General features: G+C 47.0%; 12 protein-coding genes. 4 read left to right on the forward strand and 8 right to left on the reverse strand.

Annotation, left to right across the window (positions count from 1 at the left end; genetic code table 11):
- Nucleotides 1-14 precede the first annotated feature (14 nt).
- A complete protein-coding gene (locus tag D0A37_RS08110) occupies nt 15-1,346 on the forward strand; it encodes a DUF3086 domain-containing protein (protein ID WP_242723106.1) in 1,332 nt (443 codons plus the stop codon).
- Nucleotides 1,347-1,459: 113 nt separating this feature from the next.
- Nucleotides 1,460-2,140 carry a glycerol-3-phosphate 1-O-acyltransferase PlsY gene (gene plsY, locus D0A37_RS08115; RefSeq protein WP_242723107.1) on the forward strand — a complete coding sequence of 227 codons (681 nt, stop codon included), beginning with the start codon at nt 1,460-1,462 and terminating at the stop codon, nt 2,138-2,140.
- A 110-nt stretch (nt 2,141-2,250) separates the two neighbouring features.
- Here the strand turns inward: plsY and D0A37_RS08120 are convergent, their stop codons facing one another.
- Entirely contained in the window at nt 2,251-3,039 is a 789-nt protein-coding gene (locus D0A37_RS08120; RefSeq protein ID WP_242723108.1) for a calcium-binding protein, read from the reverse strand.
- Nucleotides 3,040-3,217: 178 nt separating this feature from the next.
- Between D0A37_RS08120 and D0A37_RS08125 the strand changes: the two genes are divergently transcribed.
- Entirely contained in the window at nt 3,218-5,581 is a 2,364-nt protein-coding gene (locus tag D0A37_RS08125) for a bifunctional serine/threonine-protein kinase/ABC transporter substrate-binding protein (protein WP_242723110.1), read from the forward strand.
- Between the two features lie 36 nt (nt 5,582-5,617).
- On the opposite strand, the gene proC is transcribed toward D0A37_RS08125, so the two are convergent.
- The 7 genes from proC to der form a co-directional block, all read right to left on the reverse strand.
- Complete coding sequence (proC, locus tag D0A37_RS08130; protein WP_242723112.1) at nt 5,618-6,463, reverse strand: pyrroline-5-carboxylate reductase; 846 nt, start codon at nt 6,461-6,463, stop codon at nt 5,618-5,620.
- 192 nt (nt 6,464-6,655) lie between these two features.
- Nucleotides 6,656-7,273 (reverse strand): cell division protein SepF, encoded by a 618-nt coding sequence (locus tag D0A37_RS08135; protein ID WP_242723113.1) that lies wholly within the window; start codon nt 7,271-7,273, stop codon nt 6,656-6,658.
- A gap of 117 nt (nt 7,274-7,390) precedes the next feature.
- Nucleotides 7,391-8,056, reverse strand: a complete 666-nt coding sequence (locus D0A37_RS08140) for a YggS family pyridoxal phosphate-dependent enzyme (protein WP_242723114.1) — start codon at nt 8,054-8,056, stop codon at nt 7,391-7,393.
- Nucleotides 8,057-8,128: 72 nt separating this feature from the next.
- Complete coding sequence (pipX, locus tag D0A37_RS08145; protein WP_006634205.1) at nt 8,129-8,398, reverse strand: transcriptional coactivator PipX; 270 nt, start codon at nt 8,396-8,398, stop codon at nt 8,129-8,131.
- Between the two features lie 42 nt (nt 8,399-8,440).
- Nucleotides 8,441-8,899: a holo-ACP synthase gene (gene acpS, locus D0A37_RS08150; RefSeq protein ID WP_242723115.1), complete on the reverse strand. Its 459-nt coding sequence runs from the start codon at nt 8,897-8,899 to the stop codon at nt 8,441-8,443.
- A gap of 172 nt (nt 8,900-9,071) precedes the next feature.
- Nucleotides 9,072-10,067: an energy-coupling factor transporter transmembrane component T family protein gene (locus tag D0A37_RS08155; RefSeq protein ID WP_242723116.1), complete on the reverse strand. Its 996-nt coding sequence runs from the start codon at nt 10,065-10,067 to the stop codon at nt 9,072-9,074.
- A gap of 149 nt (nt 10,068-10,216) precedes the next feature.
- Nucleotides 10,217-11,578, reverse strand: coding sequence for a ribosome biogenesis GTPase Der (der, locus tag D0A37_RS08160; protein WP_242723117.1), 1,362 nt, complete (start codon nt 11,576-11,578; stop codon nt 10,217-10,219).
- A gap of 249 nt (nt 11,579-11,827) precedes the next feature.
- Between der and D0A37_RS08165 the strand changes: the two genes are divergently transcribed.
- Nucleotides 11,828-13,036, forward strand: a complete 1,209-nt coding sequence (locus tag D0A37_RS08165; RefSeq protein ID WP_242723118.1) for a NupC/NupG family nucleoside CNT transporter — start codon at nt 11,828-11,830, stop codon at nt 13,034-13,036.
- Nucleotides 13,037-13,181: the final 145 nt, after the last annotated feature.

Raw genomic sequence — 13,181 nt, forward strand, 5'->3', positions numbered from 1 at the left:
GAACAAAATTTCCCATGAATTCAGACGAATCTCCAACCCAAGAACCGCAACCACAACCAGCCGCCCCAAGGGGTGCCGGCGAAGTCGATTTACCCGTGAATGAGAGGGAGTACCAACTTCTATCTCAAACAGAGGATTTGTGGAGCGACGAAAATGAGCTGCCGGCCCAACTCCCGCCAGAAACAGACCCGCCCCTGGACGAGGAAGATGCCGAAATCGCCCAATTCGTGGACGAAGCAGGCGCAATCGCCCAAATTCCGCCCAACACCGACGATGGCGAATCAGAAAGCCCGATCGCTCAAATCGAGATTCCCACAGACTCCCAGCCAACAGCAACCCCAGAAACGGTAACGCACATCCAAGAAAATGTTACCGAACAGTTGGCACAGAGAGTCAAAGAATTGCAGCAGCAAGAACAAAATTTGACTGAAAAAATTGCCGCCTTGGAAGCCGACAAAGCCAATGCTATAGAAGCGTTGGGCGAGACTCAAGCATCGATCGGGCGTTTGGTACAAGACGGCTTGATTCAACTAGATCACCGCAAACAAGCGCTGCAAATCGAAGTAGAAAAACTCGAACGCCGGCGCGATCGAATTCAAAAGGAAATGCGAACCACTTTTGCCGGCGTTTCCCAAGATTTAGCAATTCGAGTCCAGGGTTTCAAAGACTATTTAGTAGGCAGTTTGCAGGATTTGGCCGCTACCGCCGAACTCTTAGATTTGACCCCACCGGTGCAAGAGACACCCAAGCAAAGTCCTGCTGAGGAGTTTCAATCCTCAGCACCGGTAAATCCCAAATTTGCCGAACAAGGATTTCAAGAACAAGTCAAACAAATTCGCCGCACCCTCGATCAATATCGCACTCTCCCCGACTACTACGGCCCGCCTTGGCAACTCCGCCGCACTTTTGAACCCATCCACGCGGAACGAGTTTCTAACTGGTTTTTCACTCAAGGAGGAAGGGGTGCTTTGCGGACTATGGGTTCGCGCTTGCAAAATATCTTGATTACTTCGACAATTATTTCTGTACTCAGAAGCGTCTACGGTGGACGGGTGCGAACTTTGGTACTGGCCAACAGTCCCGAACGTTTGGGAGAGTGGCGCCGGGGTTTGCAGGACTGTTTGGGCATTACTCGCAACGATTTTGGCCCGGAACGGGGGATTATTATGTTTGAGTCTGCGGAAGCTTTGGCTCAAAAAGCCGATCGACTGGTGAAAGATGGCAAATTGCCGCTAATTGTCATTGATGAAACTGAGGATTTAATTAGTTTGTCACTGCTGCAATTTCCGCTGTGGTTGGCCTTTGCTTCTGACCCGCAAAGTTTGACGACTGCTAAGGATTTTTGATTGGGTAATTGGTAATTGGTAATTGGTAATTGCTAATTAGTAATTGCTAATTGCTAATTATGGTAGGGGAAAGGTTGCAAATTTTAAAAGTACACGAAATATCAAATTAAAAAATGGCTAGCTGGATAATTTTAAATGGCGCATTGCTAATAGCAGCTTATTTGCTGGGTTCGATTCCGACTGGGTACGCCTTGGGGAAATGGATGCTAGGAATTGATATTCGAGAGGTTGGTTCGGGTTCGACGGGTGCGACTAACGTACTGAGGACTTTGGGAAAGTGGCCGGGGTTGGGGGTGTTGCTGGTGGACGTGTTGAAGGGGGTAAGTGCGATCGTCCTAATCCGCTACATTTACTCTCTCACTTTTACCCAGCAGCTAGCAACCGCCGCAGGTTTAGAAAATACTGCAACTGTCATCCCTTGGATGGCAACTTTGGCTGGTTTCTCTGCTGTTTTGGGCCACAGCAAATCAATCTGGCTGGGGTTTAGTGGCGGTAAATCTGTGGCTACGAGTTTGGGAGTTTTGCTGGGTTTGTACTGGCCAGTTGGTTTGGGAACTTTCGGAATTTTCGGGATAGTATTTGCGGTGTCGCGAATTGTTTCTTTAAGTTCGATTATCGGAGCAATTAGCGTTGCTGGATTGATGTTTGCTTTACACCAGCCGCTGGCTTATGTATTGTTTGGAATTGCGGGCGGTGTATTTGTAATTGTGCGGCATCGGAGCAATATTCAGCGGCTGTTAAATGGTACGGAACCGAGGATTGGAGAGAAATTGGAAACAGCAGCTAGCGAGTGATAAGTAGTTCCATTTTCTCCCCAATCTTCGATAAATAAACCCACAATTTCCTGTAAGTTAGCTCTGTCAAATCCGGCTTTTGTAGGATGTGTTGCAACGCATCCTCAAGCTCAGAATCCCTGAACAGAGATAATGCTGTTTTGGAGTTCACTAGGCGTTACACTATCAACAAAACCTATTAAATCTCCTGAATTCCTGACTCTGATGAGCGTCCCTGAAGTCACAGCAGTTGAAGGACTTAAGTAATCTTCTGAGACAGTGAGTTTCGCAGCTTCTGAAAAATCAAAATCTTCTAACAGCAACACATCTGTCAAGTTTTCCAAAACTACATCGTTAACAGTCAAACCGTCTGTTAATCCAATCCGATCTAAACCGACTCGGAAATCTCTAAAGTAATCGGCATTTTTGATATCAGTAACTCCTGACTCTAGTTGCAGGACGTACAAGTTACTTCCACTGGTTTTAGGCGAATAACCACCATCCTTCACATTTGAAAAATAGTCTCGACCAAAACCTCCAATCAGAGTGTCATTCCCGTTACCGCTGTATAAAATATCATTTCCTCTACCTCCCCATACAATATCATCTCCTGCTTCAGCGAGAATCCAATCTGCATCTTGACCACCGATCAAACTGTCATTTCCCTCGCCTCCCCATAAGTCATCTTTCCCTTTTCCCCCAAATAAAGAATCGTTGCCAGAATATCCTAGTAGCGAATCTTCTCCGTCATTGCCAAATATTAAATCATTACTTGTCCAGCCGTATACTGTATCGTCACCTCCCAACATCCAAACTCCGGAAGGGAAATTAGCCGTATTTTGGAACAGTAAATCAGCGTATTCGGATGTATTGTCGCCAATTAATCGAGGCACTCCTGATGGATCTGTTTGTAAAGCCATAAAATATTGTGTTCCTAAAATCTCAGATGCCAAGATTATAAAATAAGCCACTCTCAAAGTCAATTCATATATTCATAACTTTGAGTTCATAAAAGTCATAACTTTGAGTTCATAAAAGTCATATTTGTGGTACGATAGACACCAACGAGTGCAGCGAGTCAAGGCCTTGTAAAAATTTATGTGTCTGAATCCAGGGGATATTCTGCGCGATCGCTACCAAATTATCGGTCAATTAGGTGAGGGAGGATTTGCCCGAACCTATACGGCTAACGACGCTTTGGGCAGCCCCGAAAATCCCCTTTGCGTCGTCAAGGAAATTGGGCCTCCTCAATCGAACGATCCCGATGTTTTGCACAGGGCACAGGTGCAATTTGAAACAGAAGCTGAATCCCTGATATCTCTGGAGCAGTGCCCGCGCATTCCCAGGTTAATCGAGCACTTTCAAGAACAGGGAAGATTTTACTTAATTCAAGAATATATTGCAGGAAATCCGCTGAACAAAGAGATCGGTTCAGGCAGGCTGTTTAGGGAATCAGAAGTTATTGATTTATTGCAGGACATTTTAGAAGTTTTAGATTGCGTCCACAAAAAACATATTATTCACCGCGATATTAAACCGTCAAACTTAATCCGGTGCAACCGCTCCGGCAAAATTGCCGTTATTGACTTTGGGGCAGTCAAAGGTATTAGCAATTTGGCGATTCAGGGCGGTCAAATAACTCAAACTCGTGTCATCGGTACAGATGGTTATATGCCGGCCGAACAGTGGAAAAATCAGCCCAGATTTAACAGCGATATCTATGCTGTGGGAATCATCGCCATTCAAGCGATCGCAGGTTTAGATATTGAAGACTTTTTAAATCATAAAAAAACTGGGGAACTTGTCTGGCACTACTCAACTGACGATCGCCCGATGAGAAAAATTAACAGCAAACTGGAAAAAATTTTAAACAAGATGGTGCGCTACCACTTTAACGATCGCTATCAATCCGCTGCTGAAGTGTTACAGGATTTGCGATCGGTGGTGGTATCGCCCTCACCGCCGATTGAGACTGCGGCGCAGGTGGGAGTGGAATATTCGATCGCCAGTGACCGCAGGACACCTGTGGACTCAAACCCTCGTTTAGTCCTCCCAGATAATTTAAGTGCCGGAGAAAGAATTCTCTTTACCAGTTCTCGTCCTCGGTTAAAGCAAAGAGGAGTTGAAAAATTTGCAGCTTCAAATTCAGAGCAAGCTTTTAATTTATTCAAACAATCGTGGCATACAGAATACGGCAAAGATCCAGAAACTTTAGTTTACCTGAACAATGCTTTTCTGGAGGTCAGCAACGCTCCTTATTACACAATTGCTGTAGCCATTCCCATTTGTGGGAGAAGGCCGGACAGTTTTGCTCTGCTTGGTGCTCAGGCAAAAGAATTTCTGCGCGGAGTGGCTCAAGCGCAAACAGAAGTTAATTTGGGGCTGTCCCATGCTAGCGATCGGGACTTTCCCGGTCGAGGTTTTTTACCAAGTCAAGCCATTAACGGCAAAGGACTTAAAGTAATTATTGCTGACGATGGGAATGATAAAAAAAAGGCAAAACAAAGAGCAATTTCACTGGTAAATCAACCGGATATTTTAGCAGTTGTCGGTCACGCTAGCAGCGAGATGACGATGTACGCTGTAGATATTTACAATAACAATAATCTGGTTTTGATGTCTCCGGGTGCAGCTACGGAAGAGCTGACAGATGAGCCGAAAAAATTTTTCTTTCGGACTCAATATACGAGCAGTTTAATCGCTAGAGATATAGCCGACTACCTCCTCGCAAAAAATCAAAAACAGGTAGCAATTTTATACAATCAGGAAAGCCCATTCAGCGCATCTTTTAAGGAAGAGTACACAACGTATTTTCGAGACCGCCAAGGGGGAAAAATAGTCTGGATTCGCGATTTCGATTTATTTAAAACAGACTTCAACGCCCAAAGAGCGATCGAGGAAATCCAGGCGAACGCAGAAACTGCGATCGTGTTAGTTCCAGACCCTCATGTTACGGGAGCCTTAGACAGCGCATTTGAGATAATAAAACTTAACGCCGATCGCAATTGGATTGCCGGGGCATGGATGCTGATGTGTCCGCAAATGTTAGAATTTGTATCTGGGCAACCGCAAAAGTTGTTTAAAAAACTAATCCTTTCTGTCGGCTGGCATCCATTAAACAGCCCCAACAAAGAATTTCCTCAACAGGCTCGATCGCTGTGGGGAGAAGAGGGAAATACTCGTATAGCTTCAGGTTACGATGCAGCGCGCGCCCTCATAAAAGCATTGGAAATGCAGCAGGAACCCAGTCGCGAAGGAATGCAAAGAACGCTTTCATCTCCTGATTTTAGCGCTTGGGGAGCAACAGGAACCATTCAGTTTAACTCGCCGGAAAATGGCGATCGGAAAAATCATCCCAGCGATTTAGTACATATTGTAGAGTGTCCAAAAGAGCAGTTCGGCCTCGCTTTTGTTCCCGTCAAGTATCCGACAGCAGCAGCGGCAGGTTTAAATTGCGATTGAACTCATTTCGGATTGTTTCTGTGCGTCATCCCTGACTTATTTCCCTAATTCTTGAGAACGCAAACAAGCTGCTTTCACGGCTTCGATTAGGGCCGATCGAAAGCCGCTACTCTCTAATTTAGCAATTCCCGCAATAGTCGTGCCGCCGGGACTTGTAACTTGATCTTTCAATTGTGCCGGGTGCATTCCCGTTTCTTGCATTAGCTTCGCCGTACCGAATACTGTTTGCAAAGCTAATTGAGAGGCGATCGCCCGTGGCAAACCTGCACAAACTCCGCCATCTGTCAATGCCTCAATCAAAATTGCTACATAACCAGGCCCGGAACCCGAAAGCCCCGTCACCGCATCCAGCATACTCTCAGGCACTTCTACCACTTCTCCCACGGCCTGAAAGATGCGCTTTACTAATTCTAAATCAGCCGGTTGCACGAGTTTTCCCGGAGCGATCGCGCTCATTCCCGCTCCTACCGTGGCCGGAGTATTCGGCATCACCCGCAGCACTCCCCGCCCGGGAAAAGCTGGTTCTAGCTTGCTGAGTGGCACTCCTGCCAAAATCGACACTACCAGCGCTTCTGGTTCGGAATTAGCCGTTTCTCCATTATTTCCCTGTTTGCGATCGGCCGCCACGGCCAACTCCAAAGCTACCGTATCAAAAACTTGCGGTTTAATCGCCAAAAACAGCACTTCTGTAGCGGCAGCAACTTCTAGATTGCTGGCTGTTGTTCCAATCCCGTAGGTTTCCGTCAAAAATTGGCGGCGTTGAAGTTGTGGGTCGCTCACCAATATTTCTGAAGGCAAATAAACTTTTTGTGCAATTAAGCGGGATAAGAGAGCTTCTCCCATTACCCCGCCGCCGATCGTACCAAATTTTATGTTTGTCATTAGTCAGTTGTCACTTGTCACATTTGAGTTATCAGTTGTCAGTTGTCAGTTGTCAGTTGTCATTGGTTACTTAGTTGTTAGCTAATGTTATTAATCCGCAGTGTTTATTCCACAGTTATTAGTTGTTAACTATTGACTACTGACTACTGACTACTGACTACTCACCACTGTCAACTGACTACTAACTACTGACTACTGAGCGACTGGAGCTTGTTCTGCCGGCCAGACTGTCGGTGCAGGAGCAGCAGGACGAGGGCGTCCTTGGGCTGGAGGCACTTCGTGAACCACACCAGACTGAGTTCTCACCTGCACGCAGCTAGGCGTAAACAAGAAAATACTTTCGCCAATTCGCTCTTGATGACCGTCCAGGGCATAAGTACCGCCCGCCACAAAGTCCACAGCTCTTTGCGCTTGGTCTGGGTCCATCACCGTCAGGTTCAAAACCACAGACTTCCGTTCCTTAAGGGCTCGAATTGCTGCCGGCATCTCTTCAAAAGTGCGCGGCTCCATTACTACTACTTCCGAAATCCCGTTCATAGCTCCAGGCATTCCAATCACGTTATTCATTACTGACCCTACTCCCCCGGTTGGTGCAACGACATCCATACCTGTCGATCCTACTACTGACCGCTCTCGCATTCTACGATTTTGACGACGTTCTTCTTCGGCTGCTGCGACGGCAGCGGGGTTCGGTTCAGGCGCTGGGTAGAAGTTCTGATAGCGCTCCCCTTCGGTTTCGTCGTACACGTCATCGTACTCAGGCTCATTGTTGATGCCTACAAAATCTCGCAGTTTAGAAAAAATATTCATGATTCACTCTCCTTCACGACTTTGCTGCCCCGACTATACTCGCGTCGCGCGTTAGTCGCGGGTGGCTGACTACTATATATTTAACCTAAATTGTCTTTATTAGAAGATTTCAATTATTTATCCCCTCCTAGAGCCAAATAAGGTTTGTCCTAGCCGTACCATAGTAGCACCTGCTTGAATTGCCAAATGATAATCTCCCGACATCCCCATCGAGAGCTGCTGCATTTGAATGGAAGGCAAGTTTTGCTGCTGGATTTTCTCAGCAAGTTCGCGGGTGCTGTTAAATAATTCTAGGATTTGCGAGTCATTTAACCCCTGTGGGGGTATTGTCATCAAACCTTGAATTTTGATATGCTGACATTTGTTGAGTTCTGGAAGGTCGGCCAGCAGTTCTGGAACGCTCCAGCCGTATTTGTCCGGGTCGGGCAACATTTTGACTTGCAGGCAGACTTGGGGAGAGCAGGACTGTTCGCCCGCCAAGCGCGAAAGTCGCTGAGCGAGTTTTAAATTGTCGAGAGAGTGAATCCACTGGAAATGCTCTAAGGCCTTGGCGGCTTTGTTGGCTTGCAAGTGGCCGATCAAGTGCCAGTTGATATCCGGCAAATCTTGCAGTTGGCTTTGTTTTTCGACAGTCTCTTGAACCTTACTCTCGCCAAAATCCCGGATACCGGCGTCGTATGCTTCGCGGATAGCATCAGTCGGTACCTGTTTGGTAACGGCAATTAACCGCACTGATTCAGGCAAGTGTTGGCGAATGCTGTTAATTCGAGAGGCAATGGTCATGGGTGTTCAACGCTCTTGACGGGAGGGAAGGAAAATTAAGACAGTTACCAATTACCAAATTACTGATTTTCGTTATTGAAACGTGCGCTGGTGAATGGTCTGCAATTGGTCGTACTCCTGATATTGACCGCTGCGACGCAGGGTTCGCAGGCGAATTTCGACCATGAGGCGAGCGTCGGAGCGACTGATTGGTTCAAATCTCAGCCCGCCAGGGCCGTTTGTCACCAAAAAAAACAGGCGCTGGGCGTATAGGGTGGTAAATAATTCTTGGCTGTCTTCAACCTGGGATACCCTGAAGAGGAGCCCAAAGTTTGGATGATTCAGGTAAGTTTCGGTAGTCATTCACACTCACAATCGATCAATTTTAGATTAAAGATTTAGGTTTTAGATTTTAGTTTCGCTCGATCGCCCGACGGCGTTGTTTGAGGGCGGGGTACAAAGGGCGATAGCCGTAGCCGTGCAATAGTCTCCGTCGTGGCTGAGGCTCAATTGCCACTGGCAATTTCCCCAAACAGATGCTTGTGCTGCTGCGGTTCCGTGCAGTTGCACATTGGGAGCACCGTTTTCGGAGCGCCGAATTTCCACATCTGCATACCGTATTCCCCGCCATCCCGTGCCTAGAGCTTTGACAACGGCTTCTTTTGCTGCCCAGCGCCCCGCTAGTTGGTTGCAGGAAACTCGATTCATTTTACCTTTAATGCTGCTGTGTTGAGAATTTAGTTGCCCGCAATCCCTTTGTTCGGCGGGCGTGTAAACTTTTTCGAGGAAGCGATCGCCAAACCGGTCTAATGCGGCTTGTATGCGCGGAATATATACGATATCTGTCCCAAGATAGATGTTCAAGGTCTTGGTTCTCTAAATATTTATCTCCATTACTTTAGCAGGACTGTCGCGCACCAGACAAAACTTACTCAAATGTAGGCCCGTGATCCAAACCCCGCTAGAATCAGTCATTCCCAATTCTTCAATATTATTCAATCTAAAATCTAAAATCTAAAATCTAAAATCTAAAATCTTAACTGTCCCAACCCCAAACCAAGCGGGCGCTCCAGAGGACGAGCAAGCAGCCGAGGGCGATCCAGTCTCGCATTTTCAATTGCAACTGGTGCCATTCTACACGGTGTCGATCGGGACTGGTGAAGCCGCGAACTTTCATGGCGCTGGCAATTTGTTCAGCTCGCAGGAGCAAGTTTTCTAACAGCCGCTCGGCTATCATCAACCACACTTGAGCTGCGCTGCGAAATCCGAGTTTTTTCCAGTTTATCGCTCGGGTTCTGACGGATCGCACTAGATTTTGTATTTCTTCCAATACTAGGGGAATGAACCGCAAAGATAGCGTTAATGTCAGCGCTATTTCGGTGACAGGCCAGTGCAAGCGGCGCAAGGGCTCCATTAAGTTTTCAATGGCGGCGGTGATTTCTTCGCTGGCTGTGGTGAGAAGGTAGAGGTTGGTGCTGTAAATTACTGTGAAAAATAGGGTGCTGACGTTGATAGCTAAATCTAGGGATTTGCGGGTGATTTTAATCGGGCCTTGTTTGAATAAAACGTAACGGTAGTTTGTGGGTTGGGGGAGTTGATTTGGTTTTTGGGCTTTGGGATTGGGGATTGGGGAGTTTGAGCCTAAGTTAAAAGGTTTGTACCAGGGTTTGGGCTCTTGACGAGGTGGAAGAGTTGCGGGCTGTTGGGAAAAGATTAATTCGTCGGCGGGGATGCGGGGCTGGTGTTCTGAGGGGAGTCCGTCGGGGGCGATCGCGCTGAGGCAAAATACTAATAGGCAGAATAGCAGCAGCATTCCCATTTGCTGTTTCCACACGCGCAAGGGAATTGCTGCTGTTAGTGTCAGTACGATTAACATTCCTACTAGCATCAACCGCCAAACGGGATTGGCGAGTATTGGCGCGATCAAAAATGTCATCAACCAGGCTAGTTTGACGCGGGAGTCTAACCGGTGCAGCCAGGTTACGGGTTGTTCTAGGTAAAGTCCAATAGGGAGCGATCGCAATAAATCCATTTTGTCGCTTGTAGATTTTTAATAATATAAATTTATTGAACCGCGAAGACGCGAAGACGCGAAGGAAGAGAAAGAAGGAAGAGAAAAGAAAGAAACGCAATTTGCTTTGATTATTAAACTGCGTTTTTTCTTTAATCTAAAGTCTAGAATTACTTCACGCGCAGTGCTCTGTTTGTTGTGCTCATTTCGGTGGCACGAACTTTTTTGCCTCTCCAAAGTAGCCGCATTGGTGTACCGGTAAAGCCTAGATGTTTGCGGAATTGGCTTTCCATGTAGCGGCGGTAATTTTCGGTGAAGCGTTTGGGATCGTTGACAAATAGGGCGATTGTCGGTGGCTGCGATCGCACTTGAGTACCGTAATAGATTTTGCCTTGTTTTCCTTGGCGGGTAACTGGGGCTGAGTGCCAGCTTGTGGCTTCTTCTATGACTTCGTTAATCACGGCGGTAGTGACGCGGCGCTTGTGTTCGTCGGATGCTTTGTCTACTAATTCAATGATTTTTTCAACTCGCTGTCCACTCATGGCGCTAACAAAAATCATTTCTGCCCAGTCGAGGAAATAAAGTCGGGTTCTTACTTCTCTTTCGTACTCGTAGATGGTGTCGGAGTCTTTTTCTACTGCGTCCCATTTGTTGACGACTATGATGCAGGCGCGACCTTCTTGGCTGATGCGATCGGCTAATTTTTGGTCTTGATCCGTAACGCCGTCAATTGCGTCAATTACTAATAGTATGACGTTGGCGCGGCGGATGGCTTTGAAAGCGCGGTTGATGCCGAAAAATTCTGCACCGTATTCGACGTTTTTCTTTTTGCGAATTCCTGCTGTGTCAATCAGGCGGTAGGTTTGACCGTTGCGTTCTACTAAGGTGTCGATCGCGTCGCGGGTTGTGCCGGAAATCGGGCTGACTATGGCGCGGTTTTCTCCGAGAAATGCGTTTAACAAACTCGATTTGCCGACGTTGGGACGACCGATAATTGCTACTTTAATTTCCTCAACTTCTGGTAATACTTCTGTGGGAAGGTAAGTAATTAATTTGTCTAGCAATTCGCCGGTGCCGTTGCCGTGAATGCCGGAAATTGGGTAAGGTTCTCCAAGTCCCAATTGCCAAAAGTCGGCTGCTTGGGTGAGTCCTGTATTTTCCGATTCGCATTTGTTGACTGCGAGAATGACTGGGACTTTTTGCAGTCTCAGCCAAGATGCGATCGATTCGTCGCCGCCGGTAAGCCCGGTTTGTCCATCTACTACGAAAATGGCTGCGCTGGCTTCTGCGAGGGCCGCCATTGCTTGTTCGCGAATCAAAGGCAGAAATTCTGTTTCGTCGTCGAATACTAGCCCGCCGGTGTCTACGACTTGATATTCCCGATCGCCCCAGTATGCTGGTCTGTAAGTGCGATCGCGCGTGATTCCTGGTTCGTCGTGGACGATCGCGTCTTGGGTGTTGGCTAAACGGTTGACGATCGTCGATTTGCCTACATTGGGGCGTCCAATAATAGCAACTATAGGTAGAGACATAAAAGTAGCAGCAATTAGGCTGCGCCGTAATTTTGAGGTTTAGCCTTTTATTGTAAGCGAAACTGGCTGGGATTGTATGCGATCGGGCTGCATCGTGTATTATAGGCCCTCCGGGGCTCTGCGGCCCGCGCCACGAACTCATGGCGAGCTCCGGAAACGAGATAAAGTACGATCGGGCTGTTAATTTGGATTACCAGGCAGAGCCTGGTAACGAGAAATGCTTGCTGCACATTCTCTAAAAATTGCTAAATGGAACGACTTATTTCTGTATTCGGGTTAGCTGTTTTTGTCGGTTTGTCCTACGCCTTTTCAGTCGATCGGCGCGCTGTCAAGTGGCCGCCCATATTGTGGGGAATTGCCTTACAGCTAATTTTTGCTATTTTGATTCTCAAAACTGCTCCTGGTTTGGCTGTCTTTAAATTTTTGGGAGATTTGGTGACGCAGTTTCTCAATTTTTCTGATGTGGGGGCAAAGTTTATATTTGGAGACAATTTTGCCGAACACTTTATCGCTTTTAAAGTGCTGCCCACTATCATTTTTTTCTCTTCGTTTATTACCCTACTTTATCACTACGGCATTTTGCAGCGAGTTGTGCAAGCAGTGGCCTGGTTGATGATGAAAACCATGAAAACTTCGGGCGCAGAAACGCTTTCTTGTGCTGGGAATATCTTTATCGGGCAAACGGAAGCTCCTTTGTTAATTAAACCTTATTTGGCGGCGATGACGCTTTCGGAACTCCATGCTGTCATGACGGGAGGATTTGCCACAATTGCCGGCGGAGTCATGGCAGCTTATATTTCTTTTGGAGTACCAGCTCAACATTTAATTGGGGCGTCGGTGATGTCTGCACCAGCAGCTTTGGCTATTTCTAAATTGCTGTACCCAGAAACTGAAAAGTCCCTGACTGCTGGGGAGGTGGAGGTGAAGGTGGAAAAAATTTATGCTAATGCGGTGGATGCGGCGGCTTCGGGTGCTAGCGACGGGTTGAAGTTGGCGGCGAATGTGGCCGCTATGCTGATTGCTTTTTTGGGTTTGTTGGCTTTTTTTAATGCGCTTTTGGGGTGGTTTGGAGGGCTAATTAGTTTGCCTCAGTTGTCGCTAGAATTAATTTTAGCTTATTTGATGGCTCCGGTTGCTTGGCTGATGGGGGTGCCTTGGGCTGATTGTGCAGAGGTGGGGATTGTTTTGGGGAAAAAAACGATTTTGAATGAGTTTGTTGCTTATTTAGATTTGATGGAATTGGTGAAACAACAGGCGATTTCTGAACGATCGCAAATTATCTCGACTTATGCTTTGTGCGGGTTTTCTAACATTGGTTCGATCGGGATTCAGATTGGGGGAATTGGCGCGATGGCTCCGGAGCGGCAAGGCGATTTGGCGAGGTTGGGCGTGAGGGCGATGATTGCTGGCTCTTTGGCTTGTTTTATGACTGCTTGTATCGCGGGGATGCTAATTTGAAAGTTTTGAGTTGTTGGTTAAGCTTTGCGGTGCTTATGGCGCACTTTACATTAACTCCAGTAAATGTTATTAAATAAAAGTTAAAAAACCCACACAATTATTTGATGGGTGGTATTGCTTTGATGATGGGCGAGGCAGGACATGG

It is taken from the genome of Microcoleus vaginatus HSN003 (genome assembly GCF_022701255.1).
Lineage (GTDB): Bacteria > Cyanobacteriota > Cyanobacteriia > Cyanobacteriales > Microcoleaceae > Microcoleus > Microcoleus vaginatus_B.